A 21,566-nucleotide genomic window follows, 5' to 3' on the forward strand; every position below is an offset into this window, starting at 1 on the left:
GCAACCATAGGACTCCGCTCAACGTCGATGAGCAACCATTTCCCTCCGGTCAACGGGGCAGCAACCATTTCTCTCCCGTCGATCCACGAGCTAACCGTCGTCCCAGCACACTTCTTCCCTGCAACGCACGCGGACACCGCTCCTACAGCTGCAGCAACCAGTCCATGGCTGGGCCGCATTCGCGGAGGATCGAGACGTGCCCGTCCTCGGGGCGGGACCACAACTGCGCCTTGGGGATTCGGGTGTGCAGCCAGTCTGCGTGGCTGGGCGGAACCACTCGGTCCTGCTGGCCTTGGACGAGGAGGACCGGCGCGGTGATCGCGGTGAGGTCGATGTGCCACGGCATCGTGAACGCCACATCGTCGTCGACCAGCCCGTCGGTCCCCGCCTCGCCCGCGCGTTGCGCGTCCGCCCCGAGGCTGGCCCATGGCCCCGCGAGCGCGTCCATATCGGCGGAAGTGAAACTGGCAGGGTCGAATTCGTCGATCGATGCGAAGTGTTGCCGCGCCGCGGTTCCCTGCAGGGCGGCCTGGAGCCCGCCCGGCGAAACCATGCCGGCGAACCAGTCGAACTCCTCGGTGTAGGGGGCGATGCTCGCGAGGCAGACCGCGCCGGTGATCCGGTCGGGCAGTGCTGCCGCGCAGGCCAGGGCGTGCGGGCCGCCGCCGGAGGCGCCCATGACCGCGAATCGGTCGATCCCGAAGGCATCGGCGACGTGCGCGACGTCGTCAGCGGCGGCGCCGACGGTGCGGCCGTCGAGCCGGGTGGACCCGCCGTAACCAGGTCGAGCGTAGGAGAGCAGGCGGATTCCGCGCTCGGCGGCCGCGACCAGGAGTGGGTCGAGGGGCAGCCCGGTTTGGGGTGAACCGTGGTGCCACAGCAGAACTCCCGTGCGATCATCGAACTCGCTGTCGTAGGCGCGAATGACCCGTCCGTCTGGCAGGCGAACATCTCTGGATGCAACCATTCCTGCACGGTAGCTGTGGGTACCGACAATCCGTTGCCGAGCGGGGGCCGGGGTGTCAGGATCTGCCGGTGAGTGTTGCGCCGCCGATGCGGCAGGTCAGAGCTGACTACGACGCGGCGACAGTGGTGGTGTATCAAGCGTATTCCGCGGAGATCGCCGAAGCTGCCGTTGCCGCAGGAACTTTCGTGAATCCGTTCGTCCGGGATCGGATGACGTGGATCAAGCCGTCGTTCCTGTGGATGATGTATCGATCGGGGTGGGCGAGCAAGCCGGGGCAGGAGCGGGTGCTCGCGGTGACGATCACCCGCAGCGGTTTCGAGTGGGCGCTATGGCAGTCGTGCCTGAGTCACTATGTGCCGGAGATGTATTCGGATCGGCAAGCGTGGCTCGACCGACTGCGGGTGAGTCCGGTTCGCATCCAATGGGATCCGGAGCGCGATCTGCTGCACCGGCCGTTGGCGCACCGATCGCTGCAGGTCGGGCTCGGCGGTCCGGCTGTCGGTCTCTACGTGGATCGCTGGATCACCGGGATCAGGGACGTCACCGAGCAGGCGCACCGGATCGGTCGGCTGGTCAGCGATGGGAAGCTCGATGCCGCGGCCCGCGCGGTGCCGGTCGAGCGGCCCTATCCGCTGACCGCCCAGGTCGCGGAGGTGATCGGGGCAGGCTGACACGGCGTGTGATCCAGATATCATTGGCGCGCACTGCGGAAGTGTGGTTAATCTATACAAGTCTTGTTCCCGTTGATCGGAGTCATGCCGTTGCTCTTCTGAGGTAGCCATTCGGGCGGTCCGCACTCGCGCACCGCGTTTTCCGTAGCGTCCTCATGGAGTCACCATGGCCAATATTTCATTTTCCGATCTCACCTTCTCCTGGGCCGACGGCACCCCTGTGTTCGATGGGCTCGATGGAGTGCTCGGCCCCGGTCATATCGGCTTGGTCGGCAGCAATGGTGCGGGCAAATCCACCCTGTTGCGGCTGATCGCCGGTGAGCTGACTCCGGCGCGCGGTTCGGTCACGGTCACCGGTCATCTCGGCTACCTGCACCAGGACATCGGGCTGGCCGCCGGCCAGCAGGTGGACGCCGTGCTCGGCATCGCCGAGATCCGGAAAGCCTTGCACCGCATCGAATCCGGCGGCGGCGACGATACCGACTTCGACATCGTCGGCAGCCGCTGGGATGTCGAGGAACGCGCGATCGCACTGCTCGGACGGCTCGGACTGCACTACGTCGCCGACTCGGCCGAACAGCTGGACCGTCGCCTGGAGACGCTCTCCGGCGGCGAGACCACGCTGCTCGGTCTGGTGGCGGAGCTGCTGGCCGAGCCGGAGATCCTGCTGCTCGACGAGCCGACGAACAACCTGGATCAGGTTGCCCGCGAACGGCTTTACGAGGTGGTCGCGCAGTTCTCCGGCACCGTGCTCACGGTCAGTCACGACCGGGAGTTGCTGGAACGCATGAGCACCATCGCCGAGTTGCGGCATGGCGAGATGCGTTTGTTCGGCGGCAATTTCAGCGAGTACGAGCGGATCATCGAGGCCGAGCAGGAGGCGGCGCGGGCCGCCATCCGCGACGCGCGCAGCGATGTGCGCAAGCAGGCACGCGAACTCGTCGATACGCGGATCAAGCTGGATCGCAGGCTGCGCTACGGGCAGAAGATGTGGGACCAGAAGCGGGAACCGAAAATCATCATGTCCGAACGCAAACGGCAGGCACAGGTGTCGGCGGGCAAGTTGCGCAATCAGCACATCGGCAAGCTGGAGACGGCCAAGGACCAGCTTCAGCAGGCCGAGGAGTTGTTGCGCGACGACAGGGAGATCCGGGTGGATCTGCCTGACACCCGGCTGTATCCGGGCCAGGACGTGATCGACCTGGACCGGGTGCGGCTCGCGTGCGGGCCGACGGTGTCGCTCCGGGTCAACGGCCCGGAGCGGATCGCCTTGACCGGGCGCAACGGCGTAGGCAAAACCACGCTGCTGCACCAGATCTCGGCGGCACACCCGAAGGTGCCGTGGCGGATGCTGCCGCAGCGGCTCGACCTCTTCGACGAGCAGCGTTCGGTGTTCGAGAACGTGGCGTCGACGGCGCCGCATGCGTCACCGGAGCAGATCCGAGCCCAGTTGGCCCGCTTCCTGTTTCGCGGCGCGGACGCCGATGTGGCGGCCGCGGCACTGTCCGGTGGTGAACGCCTGCGGGCGGCGCTGGCCATGTTGTTGCTCGCCGATCCGGCGCCGAAGTTGTTTCTGCTCGACGAGCCGACCAACAACCTCGACCTGCCGAGTCTGCAGCACCTCACCCAGGCGCTTGCCGGTTTCGAGGGCGCGCTGATCGTGGTCAGCCACGACCCGCGCTTCCTCGACGACATCGGCGTCACCCGTCGGCTGGAACTGACTGCCGACGGGTTGCAGGAGACGCTGGTCAGCTGATGAATGACGTTGCACCCCTCGGTCTTCCGTTGAAGGCCAAGGGGCTGCGCGTTCAGTCGAGCTGCGCCGAAAGCTTTTTCGGCGCCACCTTGCGGTAGGCGTCGTGGATGATTTCGGCCAGCTCGTCCCAATCCGGGTCGACATCGAGCCGAACGCCGATCCATCCGCTGTGCCCGACGTACGGCGGCACGAAGAAGCGTGCGGGTTCCGCGTCGACCAGTTCGGTTTGGACACCGTCGGGGGCCGGGCACCAGATGGTGGGTCCTGGCTCGTCGTAGCCGCCGTCGATGTATTTGACGAACGAGGTTTTCGCGCGGACGAAGAAGGTCGGGCAGCCGTGGCTGAGCCGTTCGCTGCATTCCGGTAGGTCCAGGCAGATCGCTCGGATCCGCGTCAACGGGTCCATGCCCGCAGTCTACGGGGCGGTGGCGCCCCGCATGGCCCGTCGCATGACGCCGGGGTGCCTGAGCAGGCGCGGCGAGAGCAGCACCGCGAGGGCGGTGAGGGTGAGCCATGGCCGCAGATGCGGGCGCAGGCTGCGGATTCTTCCGTCTGCGGCGAGATCGATGACCAGGGCTTCGGTCAGTTTGAACGGTCCGGCGGTGGCCTCTGCCAGCAGTACGCGCCGGGCACCGTCGCCGATCCGGTCGGTCCAGCGCAGTCCGGTGAGGCTGCCGTAGGCGGCGGTCAGCAGCACTCGCAGGTCGTCCTTGCCGCGGAACACCAATCGGCCGGACAACGGCGAAATGAGCTCGGCATCCGGCGTCAGAGTGTCCACCATCGCGTCGAAGTCGGCGGCCGCCGTCGCTGCACAGAACTGGGCGACGAAATCCGTGGCGGTCGTGCTTTCTACCTTCACCGTGTCCATGTCTCGAACCTAGCCGCAGTCACTTGCAAAAAGCAATGGACTATTCTGAGCGGGTGCCCAAGGTTGCTCTGTCCGACATCGTCTGCTCGATCGCGCGCACCATCGACGCGATCGGCGAACGCTGGACGCCGCTGATCCTGCGTGACCTGTTCGCCGGGGTGACCCGGTTCGAAGACCTGCGGCGCGATCTCGGCATCGCCTCGAATGTGCTCGCCGCACGGCTGGACGGGCTGCGCGCGCACGGCATCGTGGAAACCCGTGCCTACCAGACGAATCCGGTCCGCTACGAATACCTGCTCACCGAGAAGGGGCGCGATCTCTTTCCGGTGCTGACGATGCTGGTCGCCTGGGGCGATACCTGGATGGCCGGGCCGGAGGGGCCACCCGCACTGATCGTGCACAACGACTGCGGCAAGGAGACCGCGGGCGTCGTCGTGTGCCGGGAGTGCGCGACGCCGCTGACCGCCGACAACGTGCACTTCCAGCAGGGCCCCGGCGGGCATCGCGGCCAGGGGACCATGGTCATCGGCGATCGTCTGGAACCGTCCAGCTGATCGGTTGCCTTCTCGCCGAGCCTGTTCCAGCCCACTCGGACTTCGACGCAGGTCTTAGTTGACCGCGACAACCTCTGCGCCGGTAACGGCGACCAACTCCGCGAACGTCGTCGCGAACACCGTGTGCGGATGCCCGGCGGCAGCCCAGATCTGCTCCTGCGCGGCCAACGTCTCGTCGACCAGCGTCCTGATCGGCGTGGGATGCCCGACCGGAGCAACGCCGCCGATCGCCTGACCGGTGTGCGTGCGCACGAAAGCTGCACTGGCGCGGGCAAGTTCGCCGATCCCGAGGTGCGCAGCCACCTTGCCGGTATCCACCCGGTGCGCGCCGCTGGTGAGCACGAGCAATGGCGCGCCCTCGGCATCGAAGATCAGGCTGTTGGCGATCGCGGCCACCGGACAGCCCAACTGCTCGGCCGCCGCGGCCGCGGTCGGGGCGGTCTCCGGGAGCACTCGGACCTGCGGCGTGACCCCGGCGGCGCGCAGCGCGGCCTCGACGGCAAGTACGGTCGGCTTCCTGGCGATCTCGTCCATGGCGGCGATCCTAGACCGCGGCTACCGCGCCTGGCCTTCGATTTTCGTCGCGTCCTACCTGCCGTCGATCTCCAGGAGATCGAGGTGGACGGGCAGCAGCCCACGCAGCACCTCGGCCGGGTCGGCGATTCGGCCCGCCGTATGGAGTCCGGCTTGTGTTCCGGACGTGATGTGCGACAAGACTTCCACCACGATCGGTGCGGTCACGGCATAGATGTCGCGACCGGCGGCAACGGCACGGCGTTCGGTGTCGCCTGCCCGAACCACGACCTCGACGAGGAATTGCTGAGCGGACCGCCCGAATTCGTCCGCGGGCTGCGGCGGTGTCTGGTCGGTGGACGCGAGGTCGCGCAACGCGTCGGGAGTCATGTAGCTGTGCAGTGCACCGGTTTTCAGGTGGTAGGGGATGGTGACACTGTCCGCGGTGGTGAAATCGCCTACGACGGTTTGCTTTCCGAAGGGAGCAGGGAAGGTCCACTCGGTGGTCGGGGCGGCATCGTCGCGCAGCACGAGCTCCCCGTCGGTGTAGACGAGACGCTTGCCGTTGCGACGGCCGCGGGAAGCCACGCCGGCTTTACGGGTGCCAGGGGTAGGGATCCAGCTGTCCAGCGCGAAGGCGAGGTGGATCTCGTCCACCGCGGGAAGATCACCCACCGCTGCGGTGGCGAGCAGGTCGCCGAGCCCACCGTAGAAGGCGACCGCAGGCGCGAGGACGATGCCTGCGGCGGCAGCGCGATCCTGATAGGTGGCAACGGTTTTCGCGACCACCTCGACTTCGGCGGCGACATCGACATAGTGGACGCCTGCCCGCAGCGCCGCCTCGACGAGTGCGGGGACGGTGTCACCGAACGGCCCGGCGGCGTTGACCACCGCGCTGCTGCCCGCCAATGCGCGATCGAGCGCGTCGGGGTCGTCGACGGTCGCCGGGCGGACGGCAAGGCCGGGATATGCGGCGGCCAGGTCGCGCAGCTGGGATTCGTTGCGGCCGGACAGGATGGGTGTCCAGCCCCGCCGCACCAGTTCGGCGACGACGAATCGGCCGGTGTGGCCGTAGGCGCCGAAAACGGTCACGGTCGACGGCATGGGGGGTCTCCTCAACGCTGGAAAGGTGTCGAGTCGAACCAACATGCCGTGGCCGCGGGGCATTCCCGGCGGCGCGGGTCAGCCTGCCGCGACGATCTCGAGCTCGACCAGCCAGTCGCTTTCCAGGGTCTGCACCACGATCGCGGTGGTCGGGACGGTGCGGCCGCCCAGTGCGGCGACTCTGGCGGCGGCGTTCGCTTCGGCGTATGCGGCGTCGCGCAGGTAGCTGGTCAGCCGGACGATGTTGTCGACGGTCATACCTGCCGAGGCGAGGATGGCGCGCAGGTTCGTCCAGATCAGGTCGAGCTGTGCGGCGAGGTCGGCGCCCGGCTTCCCTTCGGGGTCGAGGCCCATGGTGCCCGAGACGAAGAGCAGCCGCTCGGCGCCGCGGACCTCCATCGCATGCACGTAGTCGTCGGTGGCGGCGTAGACGCCTTCGGTCGGGTTGCGCGGTTCGAGCTCCACGATCTCCGATCTTGCCAGCCAAGAGAATTCGGCGACAGTGAATTTCGCAGGCGGGGGATCGGATCTTGACCGGACTAGTTTTGGTCGCATACACTAAAACTAGTTCACGAGAGGAAGTGATCACATGGGATACGGAAGCTGGGACGACACCGCCTACCGGGCGGCCAAGACCTTCCGTGCCAGCCGGGGACTCGACGACTTCGGCTACACCGCCGAGATGCAGGGGGAGCCGTACGAGAACTGGCAGGCGCATCCGACCCTCGATCCGCTGGGGGTGGGCGCGCGGGAATGCCGAGATTCGGCCGACCACGCGAATTCGCTGCCCATCGCGGTGCTGTTCGACGTCACCGGCTCGATGGGGCGGGTGCCGAGGATCATGCAGCAGAAGCTCGGCAAGCTACACGGGCTGCTGCGCAGCAAGGGCTATGCCGACGATCCGCAGATCCTGTTCGGCGCCGTCGGCGACGCCGACACCGACCGGGTTCCGTTGCAGGTCGGGCAGTTCGAGTCCGACAACCGGATGGACGAGCAGTTGCGCAACATCCTGCTGGAGGGCGGTGGCGGCGGGCAGAAGTCCGAAAGTTATGAGCTGGCCGGATATTTCATGGCCACCCACATCGTCACCGACGCGTGGGAGAAGCGCGGCAAGAAGGGCTATCTGTTCCTGATCGGCGACGAGCTGAACAAGCCGAAGCTGGCGTCGCGGCACATCCGCAGCGTGATCGGTGACGCGGTGCGCCGCGATGTCTCGGTGGAGTCGATCTACCGAGAGCTGATGCAGCGCTGGCATGTCTACTACATCCTGCCGAACGAGTCGAGCTACTACCACGATCCGGAGATCGCCGACCACTGGCGCGGGCTGCTCGGCCAGAGCTTCATGAAGCTCGACGATCCCGCTGCGGTCTGCGAGCTCATCGCGTTGACCATCGGCCTGGAAGAGGGCCGTGTCGACATGGATTCGGGCCTGGCCGACCTCCGCGATATCGGTTCGGCGGCCGAGGCGGCCTCCGTCGGCAAGGCGTTGTCCACCAACGGACCGCGGATCCGCGCGCTGCCGAGCGGTCGTAGCTGAGCGCGGAAAGACCAAGGAGCACAGCATGTTCGACTCGCACATCATCGTCGTCGACCTCGGCTTCGGCGACGCGGGGAAGGGAGCGACGGTCGACTGGCTGTGCTCCGCGGACGCGGGACTCGACGTAGCGGCCGTCGTGCGGTTCAACGGGGGCGCGCAGGCGGCACACAATGTGATCGCCGAGGGGCGGCATCACACCTTCGCCCAGTTCGGGTCGGGGACGCTCGCTGGCGTGCCGACGTTGCTGTCGCGGCACATGCTGGTCGAGCCGATCGCATTGGCGGGGGAGTCGCGGCAACTGGCGGTGCTCGGTGTGCCCGATCCGTTGTCCCTGCTGCGCATCGACGGTCGAGCACTGCTCACCACGCCGATCCACATCGCCGCCAACCGTGCCCGCGAGGACGCGAGGGGTTCCTCGCGGCACGGTTCGTGCGGACGGGGGATCGGCGAGACGGCCGCGTACGCGCTCGACCACGATGCGCCGAGAGTCGCGGATTGCCTGCGGCCCAAGGTTCTTCGCGACAAGCTCCGGGCACTGGCCGCGCACTACGGCAGCCTCGTCGCCACGAGCGCGCACGGCTACGAGCCGATCGACGACCTGGTCGACATGTACCGAGAGTTCGCCGCCGCCGTCGCGATCGTCGGCGGCGACCAGCTCGCCCGCTTCGCCAGGCGCGGCAGGCTGGTCTTCGAAGGCGCCCAGGGCGTGCTGCTCGACGAGTGGCGCGGCTTCCACCCGCACACCACCTGGTCCACGGTCGAACCACGCAACGCGCACGCTCTGCTTGCCGAAATAGGCACTACCGCTGAGGTTCTCGGTGTAACCCGCACCTACATGACCCGGCACGGCGCCGGTCCGTTCCCCACCGAAGACCACGCCGTGGACGTCTCCGAGCCGCACAACACCACTGGCCGCTATCAAGGCGCCTTCCGCCTCGGCCACCTCGATCTACTCCTGCTGCGTTACACGATCACCGTCGCAGGCGGCATCGACGGCCTCGCCGTCACTCACCTGGACGCGCCGGGAATCCGTTACGCGGCAACGAAATACGGCACCGACAACGGCACCGTCGACCACCTGGAACCGGGTACCTGGCAGGACCTCGACCACCAGCAGCGCATGACCGATCTGCTGACCACCGCTTACCCGATCCTCACCGAAATGCCGGACGACGTGATCCCCTGGCTGGCGCAGGCACTCGACACCCCGGTCGTGCTGACCGCGAACGGCCCGACCCGCGCACACCGCACCGCTACCGAGGCCTGCGCCGCCGCCGCATGACACTCGATCGGCCGAGCGCGGATGCGCCGCTCGGGTGCGGCAGGATTGGCGGCGTGGAGCAGTCGGTGGTTTCGGTGGACGTGGTGGCGTTGCGGTTCTGGGGCGACGACGCCGGGGTGCGTGCGGGGATCGCGCCGCGCGCCTTGGCGCCGTTTGCCGGCGCGCTTGCGCTGCCCGGTGTGCTGCTCGGCCGTGGCGAGCGGCTGGCCGCGGCGGCACACCGGGCGGTGCACACGAAACTCGGTGTGCCGGAGGCGGCGATCGGCGCGGTGGGCCAGCTGGTGACCTTCGACGAACCGAACCGCGATCCGCGCGGTCCGACCTTGTCGATCGCGATGTGGGCGGTGGTCGGGCCACACGAGGGGCCTGCACAGTGGGTGGCCTTCGACGAGGTGCCCGAGCTGGCCTTCGATCACAATCGGATCATCGAAGCATCACGCGGGTTGCTCGCCCAACTCCTGTGGAAGGACCTGATTTTCACCAGGGCGCTGCTCGGCGACGAGTTCCCCGCGACCCGCGCCGTCGCGGCAAGCACCGCGCTGTCCGGCATTCGCCCTGATCCGGCCAACCTCAACCGCACCCTCGCCGCCCTGCCCGGCCTGGCCCGCACCACCGAACGACGACGCGTCAAGGCGACCGGCCGTCCCGCGGCGGTCTGGGCGTTCGGCTCGCCGGAGTAGTTGGCCGAAACCTGCTGTTCGCCAACCGGATACGCGCGGTTGGCCGAAATGGTTTTGGATGACGCCGTGAAAGAACTTCTCTCTCGACTTCCCGACATCCCGACCCTGCGTGACCGCTGTCGGGCACTGGCGATGCTCGACGCCATTCTCAGCCCCGAGTGGGAGGACCGGTTCTACTCGTTCGACAGCGGCTGGGCCGAGGGCGAGGAATTGGCCTCGATGCGCGACGGCTCCGGCAACCAGTGGTTCATCGTCTTCGCCGCGGCAGGCGTCTACGGCCAGGGATTCGACCACGAGGCGCCCAACGCGCCCGAGGTGCTCGATCCGGTGCCCGCCGCGTTCGCGTCCTGTGTCGAGGAGCCCGCGTTCGGCGACGAGGTCGGACCGCTTGTCACCGTGTGCTTCTGGCGCGAGCCCGCCGACCCGGCCTGGGGCATCTCGGTCGCCGATCGCGGCGGGGAAGGACTCTTCGACGTGCTGGTCGAGGGCACGCCCGAGGCCTACCAGGAGTTCGCCGAGGACTACTACGAGTTCGACCTCGGACTGTCGATCGTGCAGCACGTGTTTGCGCTGCGACCGCTCACCCAAGAGGTGATCGCCGAGCTCGACCCCGATCTCGAGCTCGCCGATCTCGACGAAGATATCGCTCAAATCGGCTACCCGCGTTGAGCATTGGGCACCGCCAGGTGGCTTGAAGCAGGACAATCGGCGCAGGGCAGAGCGGATGCACGCTCTGCCCTGCGGTGGTGATCATGCCGACGGATAGTCAGCGGCGGAACAGCCCTTGCACCGAGCCGAAGTCCAGCGCGTCCGCCAACGCCGTGTACGTGCCGTGCTGCAGCAGTTCGACAGCCGCAGCCTCGGCCCTGGCGTACGCCGCTTGGGCCAGCGCCGACCCGACGCTCACCCGGCGCACACCGGTGGCGGCCAGCTCCGCGACGGTCGGTCCGCCCGGCCCTGCCATCACATTGATCGGCAACGATGTCTTGCCGACCAGGTCGGTCAGTGTCGCGAGGTCGAGCAGTCCCGGCACGAAGAGGCTGTCCGCGCCCGCTTCCGCATACGCGGCGGCCCTGGCGAGCACATCGTCGAATCGGCCTTCCGGCGCACCGATTCCGAACAGATAGACGTCGGTGCGCGCGTTGATCACCAGCTCAGGCAGGCCCGCCGCCTCCGCGGCGGCACGGGCCGCCCGCAGCCGGTCGGACTGGGCGACCGGGTCGAACAGCCCGCCGCCGGGAGCGTTGGAGTCCTCCAGGTTCACCCCCACCGCGCCTGCGGCCACCACGGCCGCAACGGTCGCCGCGACATCCTCGGGCGCGGGTCCGTAGCCGCCTTCCACATCCGCGGTGACCGGCACATCGACAGCCCCCGTGATGCGGCGCACGTGGGCGACCATCTCGTCCCTGGTCAGCTGCTCACCGTCGCCGCGGCCGAGCGACCAGGCAACGGCCGCACTGGTTGTTGCGATGACCGGAGCGCCTGCTCTGGCGATCAGGGCCGCGCTCACCGCATCCCAGGCATTCGGCAGCACGAACAGCCCGTGCTCGTGCAGTGCCCGGAATGCCGCCGCCGCGCGGTGCTGTGCTTCGGTGATCGGCTGAATGTCGTTTGCCACGATGACTCCTCGCGAGTGTGTCCCCAATTACCCGTCGTGACGAACGTAGTCCGAAACAGCTCTCAGCGCCTGTGTTCGACAACCCGGATCGCCTGGAGCCGTTGGACATCAACACTTTCCGAGTTACCTGTCCGGGTGCGGCACCCGGTCCGGCCCGACGTGATAGACCGCGTAGGAGCGGCCGAGCACCGGATGCGACACGTTGCGGACGGGGACGCCACCCGCGGTGCTGCCGAGCTCGGTACCGCTGTGCGCATGGCCGTGCAGGGCGAGAGTGGCGCGCCCTGCGTCGACGGCTTCGGCCAGTTCGTGGCAGCCGAGGCCGGGATAGAACTTGACCGACTCGCCGACGATGGTGTCGATCACCGGAGCGAAATGCATGAGGGCGATGCGTATGTCGGTGTCGAGGGTGTCGAGTGCCTGCCGCAGCCGCTCGGCGTCGACGGGTCCGCGCAGCATCCTGGCGCGGTGTTCCTCGGTGCCGACATCTGGAGTGCCGGGATGGCCGGGGAAGCCGCCGCTGCCGCCCATCACCCCGGCGATGCCGAGCCGAATCCCGTTGCATTCCAGCGTGATCGCGGTGCCGTCGAGCATGTGTACGCCGATGTCGGTCAGCTGGGCCGAGATTCGCCATGCCAGCTTGCGATCGTGGTCGTGATTGCCGAGCACGGCGACCACCGGGACCGGCAGGTCGGCGACCTCGGCACACAGCAGTTCCGCGTCGCGAGGCGTGCCGCCGTCGGTGAGGTCACCGGCGAGCAGCAGCACGTCGGCATGCTCGGCGAGCCGAAGGAAGTCGGGACGAAACCGGCCCGCGACGGCGGGACGCAGGTGGGTGTCCGCCACGGCGGCGATGCGAACGGACGGCCGCGCGGAATCGGCTTGCACCAAGCCAGCGAGCCACACGATGATCGAGGTGTCAACCGCAATATCGCGTTCACCTCCGCGCTACCCGCCGGTGAGCTGCTGGCATAGCTTCCGGCTATCGAGAGTTCAGTGCCTGTTCAGCCGGGCAACAGCCAGTGGCGCGAGCGATGAAACGTCAATGAACAGTGGCGTGTGCGGCTACCGCCCGACCGGTTCGCCCCGCATCGTTCGCACTATGAACGAGCGCGGCAAGCGAGCGAAGCACCGCCCCGGCCCGTACGGGGGAGTCGGGCGGGCTGTCGCTAAAGTCCTTGCCATCATGTCTGTCTCGGTACTCCCACTGACCGCTACCGCAGGGGTGGCGCACGCCGAACCCCGCGTGGACAAGGTGGTCGTGATCGGGCTCGACGGGCTGATGTACGACAAGGTGCTGCGGGTGCAGGCGCCGAACCTGTTGCGGCTCAGCGCCGAAGGGTTGCTCAGCCGCTCGTCGATCGCGCCGCACATCACCATCTCCGGCCCGTCATGGGCGAGCGTGCTGACCGGCGTGTGGGATCGCAAGCACGGCATCAAGGACAACAACTTCACCGCGGCGCCGTTCGCGAAGTACCCGACGGTGTTCACCCAGCTCGAACGGGCGAACCCGGCGCTCAAGACCCACTCCATTGCCACCTGGGATCAGATCGCCACGATGGCGGGCAGCGGCAATCCACGCGCCGACGTCGTCGTCTCCACCCCGCCGGTCCCGGACGACCCCGACGAGGCCAAGACCGACGCGGCCACCGCCACCGCCGTCGTCGGCGCCATCACCAAGTTCGCCCCCGACTTGCTCTTCACCCATCTCGATCAGGTCGATCACGCCGGGCACAGCGACGGCGCCGCGTCCAAGGCCTACCTCGACGCGGTCACCCGCATCGACGAGCAGGTCGGCCGCATCGTGGCCGCCGTCGACGCCCGGGCCAAGGCCAACCCCGCCGAGAACTGGACGATCCTCGTCACCGCCGACCACGGTCACACCCCGAAGGGCGGGCACGGCGGTCAGTCCGCGGACGAGACCACCAACTTCGTGATCGGCCGCGGAGCGGACTTCGCCGCAGGTACGACCACGTCTCGCTACACCCTCGTCGACGTCACCCCGACCGTCGTGGAGCTGCTGCGCGTCCCGGCGAGCCCCGACTTCGACGGCCAGTCGATGATCACCCGCGACCCCGTCGGGCCCGTCACGATCCGGTAGGCCCCGCGTCGCGGCCGAGCGGCCGGAACTTTGTCGGTGTCGGGCAGTATTGTGGGTGTTACGTCGGAAACGACGTCCCGGCCCTCCAAGCAGGAGGCCGGGTCATCAACGCCTGTGGAGGTCTCGGCGCTGGCCGGTCCAGCTTCTCGGACTGGTGGAACTGGGGCCGTTGAAGCAGGAACCTTCGCCCTTACAGCGAGGGGACACCCGAGAAGGGTGGTGTCCGAACACTCCACCGGGGTTTTCGGGCATGCTGAAAAGTTGGTGGTCTGGGCGGTTGCAGCGGTCGGATAGGGTGGTCCGATCGAGGCACTGAGAGGTGGCGGCATGACGCAGCACTTGGGCGGGGCGAATGTCGAGCAATCGGCGGGCGCCCCGCTGTCGAATGGTGCCGCCACCGGGGACGAGCAGCCGAGGAACGGCACCCTGGCCAGCCCGCCCGTAAGCAATTCCATACCCCCGCGCCAGTCCGGCGCCTCCGCCGCGGTGCCGACCTCGGCCTCGCGCCGGGTTCGTGCGCGCCTCGCCCGCCGGATGACCGGTCAGCGCGGCATCGCCGCGGTCAAGCCGGTGCTGGAGCCGCTGGCCAGCGTGCACCGTGAGCTGTACCCGAAGGCGAACCTGACGCTGCTGCAGCGTGCCTTCGACGTCGCCGACGAGCGGCACAAGCATCAGTTCCGCAAGTCCGGCGATCCGTACATCACGCACCCGCTCGCCGTCGCGAACATCCTGGCCGAGCTCGGCATGGACACCACGACGCTGGTCGCGGCGCTGCTGCACGACACCGTGGAGGACACCGGCTACTCGCTGGAGCAGCTGACCCTGGATTTCGGTCCCGAGGTCGCGCACCTGGTGGACGGGGTCACCAAGCTGGACAAGGTCAACCTCGGCGCGGCCGCCGAGGCGGAGACGATCCGCAAGATGATCATCGCGATGGCCCGCGACCCGCGCGTGCTGGTCATCAAGGTTGCCGACCGGTTGCACAACATGCGCACCATGCGCTTCCTGCCGCCGGAGAAGCAGGCGAAGAAGGCCAAGGAAACCCTCGAAGTCATTGCGCCGCTTGCACATCGGCTCGGCATGGCGACGGTCAAGTGGGAGCTCGAGGACCTCGCGTTCGCGATCCTGCACCCCAAGAAGTACGACGAGATCGTGCGATTGGTCGCGGACCGGGCGCCGTCGCGCGACACCTACCTGGCGAAGGTGCGCGCGGAAATCGTCAATACCCTTGCGGCGTCTCGGATCAACGCGATCGTCGAGGGTCGTCCGAAGCACTACTGGTCGATCTATCAGAAGATGATCGTCAAGGGCAAGGACTTCGACGACATCCACGACCTGGTCGGCATCCGCATCCTCTGCGACGAAGTGCGTGACTGCTACGCGGCCGTCGGTGTGGTGCACTCGCTGTGGCAGCCGATGGCAGGCCGGTTCAAGGACTACATCGCCCAGCCCCGCTACGGCGTCTACCAGTCGCTGCACACCACCGTGGTCGGACCGGACGGCAAGCCGCTCGAGGTGCAGATCCGCACCCAGGACATGCACCGCACCGCCGAGTTCGGCATCGCCGCGCACTGGCGCTACAAGGAGACCCGCGGCAAGCACTCCAACGACTCGACCGAGGTCGACGACATGGCGTGGATGCGCCAGCTGCTCGACTGGCAGCGGGAGGCGGCCGACCCGGCCGAGTTCCTGGAGTCGCTGCGCTTCGACCTGAAGTCGCCGGAGATCTTCGTGTTCACCCCGAAGGGTGACGTGATCACGTTGCCGCAGAAGTCGACTCCGGTCGACTTCGCCTACGCCGTGCACACCGAGGTCGGCCACAAGTGCATCGGCGCCAGGGTGAACGGCAGGCTGGTCGCGCTGGAGCGGCAGCTGGAGAACGGCGAGGTCGTCGAGGTGTTCACCTCGAAGGCGCAGAACGCGGGGCCGAGCCGCGACTGGCAGAACTTCGTGGTTTCCCCGCGCGCCAAGGCCAAGATCCGGCAGTGGTTCGCCAAGGAGCGCCGCGAGGAAGCCCTCGAAAACGGCAAGGAGCAGATCTCCAAGGAGGTGCGCCGCGTCGGGCTGCCGCTGCAGCGCCTGATGAGCGTCGACGCGATGACCGCGGTCGCGCACGAACTGCACTACACCGACATCTCCACGCTGTACACCGCGGTCGGCGAGCATCAGGTTTCCGCGCATCACGTCGTGCAGCGGCTGATGGCGCAGCTCGGCGGCATCGGTGACGTGGAGAACACCGCACCGACTGCACCAATGCCGGATCGCTGCGTGACCAGTCCGAACGCATCATCGAGGTGGCGTGGGCGCCCTCGCCGTCCTCGGTGTTCCTGGTCGCCATCCAGATCGAGGCGCTCGATCGCACCCGCCTGCTCTCCGATGTGACGAAGGTGCTCGCCGACGAGAAGGTGAACATCCTGTCCGCGTCGGTGGCCACGCACGGCGATCGGGTCGCGATCAGCAAGTTCACCTTCGAGATGGGCGATCCGAAGCACTTGGGACACTTGCTGAACGTGGTGCGCAACGTGGAAGGCGTCTACGACGTCTACCGCGTGACCTCCGCGGCCTGAGTCGCCGCGGGGGTCATCTCCCCTTGACGTGTCACAAAGTCGCGCGTCCAGATAGCGCTGAGCTATCGGATTCCGTGCGCGAAATACCTGTCCGAATGCCGGCGTCGTCGGTCGATCGGAACCCGGAGTCCCGGTGGGGAATTCGGGTGGCGGGTGGATCGCCAGGCGGTTGCCCCTGCTTTCCGGTGATCGGAAACTTGCCGACGGGTGACCAACGGCACGCCGGAATGTGTCGTGCGCCTTTCGGCAGTTCGAACAATCTTTTCGGCGATGCCTCAGCTATTGCCGGAATCTGTTACCGTCTATTGCGTTTCATGGCGTTGAGGAAAGCTGCGGCAACACGGATTGATTGCGGATCGCTATGACAAATGGTGCGGCGAAAGTCACGGGGGTGCTGGCGGCACTCGCCGTAACTGTGGCAACGGCAGGTAATGCCGCGGCCGTGCCGACCAATCCCGCAAGCCCGCCGACGAACATCGCACTGACTGCCTGTCCGGCGCTGTACGCGTTGGGAATTCAGGGCACCGGTGAATCGTCGCCGGATGCCGCGCCCTCGACCGACACCGGCATGCTGTCCACCGTCTTTCGTCCGATGCTGGCCAAGGCCGCCGACGCAGGCCTGGTCGATCGCGCCTACGTCCCCTACGAATCCGGCTTCGGCGGCGTGACCGCGGGCAGCGCGGTGCCGTACGCGGAATCGGTCACCGGCGGCCTGGTCCGGCTGCGCACCATGGCCAAGGCGGTGGCCGACCGCTGCGCCGACACCAGATTCGCGGTGGTCGGCTATTCGCAAGGCGCGCACGTGGCCTCGGTGTTCGCGCAGGAGGTCGGCCACGGCAACGGCGTGCTGCCCGCCGAAAAGATCGCGGCGGTCGCGCTGTTCGGCGACCCGACCCGCAACCCCGGCGCACCGCTGTTTCCTGGCTCGCCGGGCAAGGCAACCCCCGACCCGGCGCCGGGCACCCACGGTGACCGGCTCGCAACCATCGCCGCGCTGCCGCAGGCGCCTGCCACCGGCGGCGGTATCGGACCGGATCGCGACAAGGCGGCCAATTTCGGCGCGCTCACCGGACGCGTCGCCAGTTTCTGTGCGGCGGGCGACCTGGCCTGTGACGCACCGCAGGGTGCGCCGATTCTCAAGGCGGTCACCAACGTTGTCGGGCAGTCCACGCTGAGCGGCGGCGACCCGATCACCTCGCTGGTCTCCATCGCCCAGGCGCTGGCCTACACCTCGATCAAGACCGCGACCAAGGTGGTCAACGAGGACTTCCACGGCAATTCGCTCGCCAATCTGACCATCTCGCCGAAGAAGTCGATCTCCGAGCGCCTCGCCGACGCCGCCGACCCGCGCACCCCGCTCGACCTGCCCGCCGCGCTGCAGGCGCTGCTGAAGGTCGGCATGCTCGGTCTGAACGCGGTCGTCACCGTGGTCAGATCGGTGATCAACCCGGCGGCCATCGCCGAACTCGCCACGGCGGGCTTGTCGAATCCGCCTGCCGCGCTGTTGTCGCTCGGCACCAAACTGGCAGGCGCCATTACCCAACTGGTGCCGCCGACCACCGGCGTCCGGTTGGTCAACCAGGCATTCGACGCGGTCGTCCAGAACATCACCGACAACAGCGAACTGCTCAACACCGCCACCTGGGTGCGCTATTGGGACACCGTGCAAAGGCATCATGCGTACAACACCGCGACGGTCGCCGCGAATGGTGCGGCGCCCACCCAGTTCGTCGCCGACTGGCTCGCCGCGGTCGCGCGCGATATCGCCGGCGTATTCGGCATGAACAGCAGGCCGCTCGGCGGTGTCGATAAACCGCCGACCGGATTCTTCGGAGAGCAATCCGGCGCGTCGACTACGCCGAATTCGTCCGGTACGGGACAATTTCCGTTCGGGAGAGCCGACGGCGCCTCATCCGGCGGCGCGACGTCGATTCCGCCCACCGAACGACCCGGTACCGCCAACACCTACCCGTTCTCCACGAACTGATCGCCGAGAGGGTCCGACGATGCGATACGCGCCTCGCTCAGCGGGAATGGGGGAATGTTGAAGTCGTACAAAGACCTGTCGCGCTGGTACGGCGCGCTGGAGCCGGAGACCGGTGCGCCGCCGCCGATCCTGCCCGGCGAGGCGAGCGCCGAGCCGCTGTCCGACGATGGCCCCGCTCGTTACCCGCACTACATTCGCGACGAGCCGCCGCCCGAGGACGTCCCACCGGACCTGGCCGCGCACCGCGCCGAATTCACCGGCGGCTGGTCGGATTGGGTGGGCAGGGCGCCCGGCCCGCACGACGACTACGTGCAACGCGACGCGGACCTGGTCCGCTTCCCCTGGCCCGATGACGACGATTACGACGACCACCTGGACGAGCGGCCTAGACGCTCGTCCAGTGCCTTGCGAGTGGAGGCTCGCGCGCGACGTTCGCGGCGCGGCCGGGTGTTCGTCGTGCTCGTCATCGCGGTGCTGCTGCTCGGTGCCGCGGCCGCGGGCGTGCTGTTCCTGTTGAACTCCTCGAACACGCGAGCTGCCCCGCGCCCGGTGGCGACGTCCTCGTCCCCGGTGCAGTTCGCGGGCAGCGCGCAGGCCGGCGTCACCGTCGACAGCCTGCGCAGCAGGTCGCAGGCGGGCGTCACCACGCACCGGTCGCATGGCGACTGCCAGACCGAGCGCAGCGTCTCGGTGCTGCGCAGCGCCGAAATGGGCGGCACCACAACGGGACCCGACGCCATCCTGCGGTTCCAGTACGCGTACTACGTCGAGCGCTCCGGCGAGCGGGTCAGGGCGGTCGTCGCCCCCGACGCGAACGTCTCACCGGCCGCGACCATTCAGCGCGGCATCGACACCATCCCGGCGGGCACCGCGCATTGCGTGCGGGTCGTGACGCTCGCGGACAACCGGTATTCGGTGGAGGTCACCGAGTACCGGCCAGGCGGCGTGCCCGCCACGTACAACAAGCAGACGGTCACCACCGCGGTGATCGACGGCCGCACAGTGATCACGGGTATCACGGCCGGATAGAGGAGAGCAGGAAGCGATGGGAGAGGACTGGAGCCGCTGGCTCGACGAGGCACCCGATGAGGGTGCACCGTCGGGTCGGCCTGCGCGCTCCAAGGCTCCGGTGGTGCGGTTGCGGCGCGGCAAGGGCGGTGGTTCCGGTGCGGAACAGCCGCTGCAGCGCCCGATCCTGGTGGTCGGTGGTTGCGGTGGTGCGGGAACCACCACGACGGCGCTCGGCATTGCGGGTGAGCTCGGCATGGCAGGCACCCCGACGGTCGCGGTGGACGCGACGGCGGCGGGCAGCGACCTCGCGCTGCGCGGCGCGGACGAACACCTGCACCCGATCAGCTTGCAGTCGTGGCTATACGGTCGCGGCGACGACGAACCTGCCCCGCTGAAGGAATGCCTCTCACGCGCGACCTCGGGCATCGGCCTGCTGTGGCGCGACGCGGCGCCGCTGCGCAGGCGTGCGACCTATCTCACGGTGGCGCGGGCGGTGTACGACGCGGGCTTCACCGCCGTCTACGACGGTGGCAACCCGATTGCCGGACGGCAGCTGCGCCCGTTGCTCGACGACGCCGACATCGCGCTGGTGCTTGCCATTCCGGCGCGCACCGATGCCGCGAACCGGCTGCGTGTCACCCTGGAATGGCTCGACGACCAGTTCGGTGACTCGACCGAGGGGCAGGGCGGCGGCATCGTCGGCGATACCACCATCGTTGTGTCGCACCAGCATCCTGGCGGCGAGTCGCGAGTTGCCGACCATTTGCGTGAGCACCTGTCCGGCTGGGTCCGTGACATCAGGGAGATTCCGTACGACCCGCACCTGGCCAGGGGCGAACTGGTCCGGCACGCGTCGCTGTCGCTGGAGACGCGCCGGGCCTATGGGCGTCTGCTCGCCGGGGTGGCATCATGACCGCCGCCATGAAGTTTCGACGTCAGACCGAATCCGCGCCCGTCGGTGTCGTTGCCCCGCCGGAGTCGCGTCGCGCGCCCATCTGGGATCGTCCGGTGCCGGGGGTCGGCCGCGCGCCGCTGGTGTGGTTGCTCGGTGTGCACGGCGGTGCGGGAGCCAGTAGCCTCGCGCATGTGCTTGCGCCCGCGGCGGATTCGGGCCGCCGCTGGCCCGGCGTCTTCGACCGCGAGTCTCCCTTCGTCGTGCTGGTGGCCAGGGAGACCATCGCAGGCCTCACCCGGGCGCATGATCTACTGCGCCAACATCATTCGGGTTTCGCCGGTTCCTGTGAGGTGCTCGGCCTGATCACCGTGGCCGCGCGCCCCGGCCGCCTGCCCGCCGAGATCCGCCGCTACCGCGACGTGGTCGGCTCGCTGGCAGGCCAGTTGTGGCAGGTCCCGTGGTACGAGGAATGGACGCTGGTAGAACCGGAGAAGTTGCCGGTGTGGTCACCGGGCGACCCGATGCCGCAGAAGAAGCGCAAGATCGACCCGCTGGAGGAGGTGCCGCTCGATGTCAGAGAACTCGGCGCGGACATCGTCGCGGCAGCCCGAACGGCACTGGAGGAGGCGGACCTCGACGATCCGGTGCAAGATCGGGTAAGCAGAAAGGCGCCCGATCAATGAACGCAGGCATCGAATTGGCGACTGACGCAACAACTTTCGAGAAAGGCACCCGATGAGCATGCTTCTCCTCGCCGTGCAGGACACGTACGGCACCGTACTCGCACAGGTCGGTAACCCGACCCCGGAGGCGCCGCCCGGCTCGGAGAAGATCCTGCAGCTGGTTCGCTACCTGACCTGGTTCGTGCTGCTGTCCGGCATCTGCGGAATCGTCTACGCCGGCGGCAAGTTCGCGTGGGAGAAGTGGACAGGTGGCGGGCTGGAATCGCCGAAGATGGTGGCGGGAGCCATGATCGGTGGCGTCGTGGCGACCAGCGCGGGCACCATCATGAACGCCGTCATCGGAACCTGATGTCCGCCATGTCTTCCGCGCGCGTGTCGGCAGTCGAGCTGCTGGCCTACAAGCAGATGCCCGCCGAGGTGCTGCAGCCGCTCATGCAGCTGCTCAACTGGCTGCTGTGGTTCGTCCTGCTGGTATGCCTGGCCTGGATGATCGTCTCCGCGGGCAAGCTGTGGATCGCCTTCCGTGACGATATGGCGGTCAACGACGCGTCGCACGGGGTACTGATGAGCCTGCTCGGGGCGATCGTGGCGAGCACAGCATCGGGGATCGCACTGGCGTTCCTCCCGACGTGAGCCACCGGTCAGGGACAAGCATGAATTCCAGGTTGCGGCGCGCACCCACCCCGCCTGCTGCCGTTCGTCCGCGCTCGAAGCGCACCGCAGGACAGCCGCCGCGGGCGGCCGTGCTGCGGTCGTTGCGCGGGCCTGCGGC

General features: G+C 67.9%; 22 protein-coding genes and 1 pseudogene. 15 read left to right on the forward strand and 8 right to left on the reverse strand.

The window, feature by feature from the left end:
- Positions 1-142: 142 nt before the first annotated feature.
- On the reverse strand, positions 143-967 hold the full coding sequence (locus tag NA11_RS41945; protein WP_069167686.1) for an alpha/beta fold hydrolase: 825 nt from the start codon (positions 965-967) through the stop codon (positions 143-145).
- Between the two features lie 68 nt (positions 968-1,035).
- Here NA11_RS41945 and NA11_RS41950 point away from each other — a divergent pair, with 68 nt between their 5' ends.
- Both NA11_RS41950 and NA11_RS41955 read left to right on the forward strand, forming a co-directional pair.
- Positions 1,036-1,638, forward strand: a complete 603-nt coding sequence (locus NA11_RS41950) for a DUF4291 domain-containing protein (RefSeq protein WP_245746565.1) — start codon at positions 1,036-1,038, stop codon at positions 1,636-1,638.
- 166 nt (positions 1,639-1,804) lie between these two features.
- A complete protein-coding gene (locus NA11_RS41955; protein ID WP_069167688.1) occupies positions 1,805-3,394 on the forward strand; it encodes an ABC-F family ATP-binding cassette domain-containing protein in 1,590 nt (529 codons plus the stop codon).
- Between the two features lie 52 nt (positions 3,395-3,446).
- Here the strand turns inward: NA11_RS41955 and NA11_RS41960 are convergent, their stop codons facing one another.
- Positions 3,447-3,800, reverse strand: a complete 354-nt coding sequence (locus tag NA11_RS41960; protein ID WP_069167689.1) for an MmcQ/YjbR family DNA-binding protein — start codon at positions 3,798-3,800, stop codon at positions 3,447-3,449.
- A gap of 9 nt (positions 3,801-3,809) precedes the next feature.
- Complete coding sequence (locus NA11_RS41965) at positions 3,810-4,262, reverse strand: nuclear transport factor 2 family protein (protein WP_084655562.1); 453 nt, start codon at positions 4,260-4,262, stop codon at positions 3,810-3,812.
- A gap of 53 nt (positions 4,263-4,315) precedes the next feature.
- Here NA11_RS41965 and NA11_RS41970 point away from each other — a divergent pair, with 53 nt between their 5' ends.
- A complete protein-coding gene (locus tag NA11_RS41970; protein WP_069167704.1) occupies positions 4,316-4,816 on the forward strand; it encodes a winged helix-turn-helix transcriptional regulator in 501 nt (166 codons plus the stop codon).
- Positions 4,817-4,870: 54 nt separating this feature from the next.
- On the opposite strand, the gene NA11_RS41975 is transcribed toward NA11_RS41970, so the two are convergent.
- The 3 genes from NA11_RS41975 to NA11_RS41985 form a co-directional block, all read right to left on the reverse strand.
- Positions 4,871-5,350: a YbaK/EbsC family protein gene (locus tag NA11_RS41975; protein ID WP_069167690.1), complete on the reverse strand. Its 480-nt coding sequence runs from the start codon at positions 5,348-5,350 to the stop codon at positions 4,871-4,873.
- 54 nt (positions 5,351-5,404) lie between these two features.
- The gene (locus NA11_RS41980) at positions 5,405-6,433 is read right to left on the reverse strand and encodes a saccharopine dehydrogenase NADP-binding domain-containing protein (RefSeq protein WP_069167691.1); all 1,029 of its coding nucleotides are present in this window, start codon (positions 6,431-6,433) and stop codon (positions 5,405-5,407) included.
- A gap of 78 nt (positions 6,434-6,511) precedes the next feature.
- The gene (locus NA11_RS41985; RefSeq protein ID WP_069167692.1) at positions 6,512-6,898 is read right to left on the reverse strand and encodes a RidA family protein; all 387 of its coding nucleotides are present in this window, start codon (positions 6,896-6,898) and stop codon (positions 6,512-6,514) included.
- 124 nt (positions 6,899-7,022) lie between these two features.
- Here NA11_RS41985 and NA11_RS41990 point away from each other — a divergent pair, with 124 nt between their 5' ends.
- From NA11_RS41990 to NA11_RS42005, 4 genes are all read left to right on the forward strand, one after another.
- Positions 7,023-7,970: a hypothetical protein gene (locus NA11_RS41990; RefSeq protein ID WP_069167693.1), complete on the forward strand. Its 948-nt coding sequence runs from the start codon at positions 7,023-7,025 to the stop codon at positions 7,968-7,970.
- Between the two features lie 25 nt (positions 7,971-7,995).
- A complete protein-coding gene (locus NA11_RS41995) occupies positions 7,996-9,252 on the forward strand; it encodes an adenylosuccinate synthetase (RefSeq protein ID WP_069167694.1) in 1,257 nt (418 codons plus the stop codon).
- A gap of 53 nt (positions 9,253-9,305) precedes the next feature.
- Positions 9,306-9,932 carry an NUDIX hydrolase gene (locus tag NA11_RS42000; protein ID WP_084655565.1) on the forward strand — a complete coding sequence of 209 codons (627 nt, stop codon included), beginning with the start codon at positions 9,306-9,308 and terminating at the stop codon, positions 9,930-9,932.
- A gap of 66 nt (positions 9,933-9,998) precedes the next feature.
- Entirely contained in the window at positions 9,999-10,601 is a 603-nt protein-coding gene (locus NA11_RS42005) for a hypothetical protein (RefSeq protein ID WP_218023490.1), read from the forward strand.
- A gap of 97 nt (positions 10,602-10,698) precedes the next feature.
- Here NA11_RS42005 and NA11_RS42010 read toward each other — a convergent pair whose 3' ends face one another.
- Both NA11_RS42010 and NA11_RS42015 read right to left on the reverse strand, forming a co-directional pair.
- Entirely contained in the window at positions 10,699-11,550 is an 852-nt protein-coding gene (locus tag NA11_RS42010) for an isocitrate lyase/PEP mutase family protein (RefSeq protein WP_218023491.1), read from the reverse strand.
- A gap of 123 nt (positions 11,551-11,673) precedes the next feature.
- Complete coding sequence (locus NA11_RS42015; protein WP_245746566.1) at positions 11,674-12,396, reverse strand: metallophosphoesterase family protein; 723 nt, start codon at positions 12,394-12,396, stop codon at positions 11,674-11,676.
- Between the two features lie 340 nt (positions 12,397-12,736).
- Here NA11_RS42015 and NA11_RS42020 point away from each other — a divergent pair, with 340 nt between their 5' ends.
- From NA11_RS42020 to NA11_RS42055, 8 genes and pseudogenes are all read left to right on the forward strand, one after another.
- Positions 12,737-13,651: an alkaline phosphatase family protein gene (locus NA11_RS42020; protein ID WP_245746567.1), complete on the forward strand. Its 915-nt coding sequence runs from the start codon at positions 12,737-12,739 to the stop codon at positions 13,649-13,651.
- Positions 13,652-14,104: 453 nt separating this feature from the next.
- A pseudogene (locus NA11_RS42025) lies at positions 14,105-16,218 on the forward strand (RelA/SpoT family protein).
- 361 nt (positions 16,219-16,579) lie between these two features.
- The gene (locus NA11_RS42030) at positions 16,580-18,205 is read left to right on the forward strand and encodes a cutinase family protein (RefSeq protein WP_069167697.1); all 1,626 of its coding nucleotides are present in this window, start codon (positions 16,580-16,582) and stop codon (positions 18,203-18,205) included.
- 54 nt (positions 18,206-18,259) lie between these two features.
- On the forward strand, positions 18,260-19,234 hold the full coding sequence (locus NA11_RS42035) for a DUF8176 domain-containing protein (protein WP_069167698.1): 975 nt from the start codon (positions 18,260-18,262) through the stop codon (positions 19,232-19,234).
- A 16-nt stretch (positions 19,235-19,250) separates the two neighbouring features.
- Positions 19,251-20,129, forward strand: coding sequence for a MinD/ParA family ATP-binding protein (locus tag NA11_RS42040; protein WP_069167699.1), 879 nt, complete (start codon positions 19,251-19,253; stop codon positions 20,127-20,129).
- Positions 20,126-20,794, forward strand: coding sequence for a hypothetical protein (locus NA11_RS42045; protein ID WP_069167700.1), 669 nt, complete (start codon positions 20,126-20,128; stop codon positions 20,792-20,794). Before NA11_RS42040 ends, NA11_RS42045 begins: the two co-directional genes overlap by 4 nt.
- A 52-nt stretch (positions 20,795-20,846) precedes the next feature.
- Positions 20,847-21,143, forward strand: coding sequence for a hypothetical protein (locus tag NA11_RS42050; RefSeq protein ID WP_069167701.1), 297 nt, complete (start codon positions 20,847-20,849; stop codon positions 21,141-21,143).
- Positions 21,144-21,151: 8 nt separating this feature from the next.
- Complete coding sequence (locus NA11_RS42055) at positions 21,152-21,427, forward strand: hypothetical protein (protein WP_245746568.1); 276 nt, start codon at positions 21,152-21,154, stop codon at positions 21,425-21,427.
- Positions 21,428-21,566: the final 139 nt, after the last annotated feature.

It is taken from the genome of Nocardia altamirensis NBRC 108246 (genome assembly GCF_001612685.1).
GTDB classification, from domain to species: Bacteria; Actinomycetota; Actinomycetes; order Mycobacteriales; family Mycobacteriaceae; genus Nocardia; species Nocardia altamirensis.

What these genes read in the sequence shown, in the direction of transcription:
- NA11_RS41960 (WP_069167689.1), bottom strand. Translation starts at nt 3,800, where the DNA reads ATGGACCCGTTGACGCGGATCCGAGCGATCTGCCTGGACCTACCGGAA.
- NA11_RS42050 (WP_069167701.1), top strand. Translation starts at nt 20,847, where the DNA reads ATGAGCATGCTTCTCCTCGCCGTGCAGGACACGTACGGCACCGTACTC.
- NA11_RS41980 (WP_069167691.1), bottom strand. Translation starts at nt 6,433, where the DNA reads ATGCCGTCGACCGTGACCGTTTTCGGCGCCTACGGCCACACCGGCCGA.
- NA11_RS42045 (WP_069167700.1), top strand. Translation starts at nt 20,126, where the DNA reads ATGACCGCCGCCATGAAGTTTCGACGTCAGACCGAATCCGCGCCCGTC.
- NA11_RS42040 (WP_069167699.1), top strand. Translation starts at nt 19,251, where the DNA reads ATGGGAGAGGACTGGAGCCGCTGGCTCGACGAGGCACCCGATGAGGGT.
- NA11_RS41990 (WP_069167693.1), top strand. Translation starts at nt 7,023, where the DNA reads ATGGGATACGGAAGCTGGGACGACACCGCCTACCGGGCGGCCAAGACC.
- NA11_RS41975 (WP_069167690.1), bottom strand. Translation starts at nt 5,350, where the DNA reads ATGGACGAGATCGCCAGGAAGCCGACCGTACTTGCCGTCGAGGCCGCG.
- NA11_RS41945 (WP_069167686.1), bottom strand. Translation starts at nt 967, where the DNA reads ATGGTTGCATCCAGAGATGTTCGCCTGCCAGACGGACGGGTCATTCGC.
- NA11_RS41965 (WP_084655562.1), bottom strand. Translation starts at nt 4,262, where the DNA reads ATGGACACGGTGAAGGTAGAAAGCACGACCGCCACGGATTTCGTCGCC.
- NA11_RS41995 (WP_069167694.1), top strand. Translation starts at nt 7,996, where the DNA reads ATGTTCGACTCGCACATCATCGTCGTCGACCTCGGCTTCGGCGACGCG.
- NA11_RS42055 (WP_245746568.1), top strand. Translation starts at nt 21,152, where the DNA reads ATGTCTTCCGCGCGCGTGTCGGCAGTCGAGCTGCTGGCCTACAAGCAG.
- NA11_RS42035 (WP_069167698.1), top strand. Translation starts at nt 18,260, where the DNA reads ATGTTGAAGTCGTACAAAGACCTGTCGCGCTGGTACGGCGCGCTGGAG.
- NA11_RS42030 (WP_069167697.1), top strand. Translation starts at nt 16,580, where the DNA reads ATGACAAATGGTGCGGCGAAAGTCACGGGGGTGCTGGCGGCACTCGCC.
- NA11_RS41955 (WP_069167688.1), top strand. Translation starts at nt 1,805, where the DNA reads ATGGCCAATATTTCATTTTCCGATCTCACCTTCTCCTGGGCCGACGGC.
- NA11_RS42020 (WP_245746567.1), top strand. Translation starts at nt 12,737, where the DNA reads ATGTCTGTCTCGGTACTCCCACTGACCGCTACCGCAGGGGTGGCGCAC.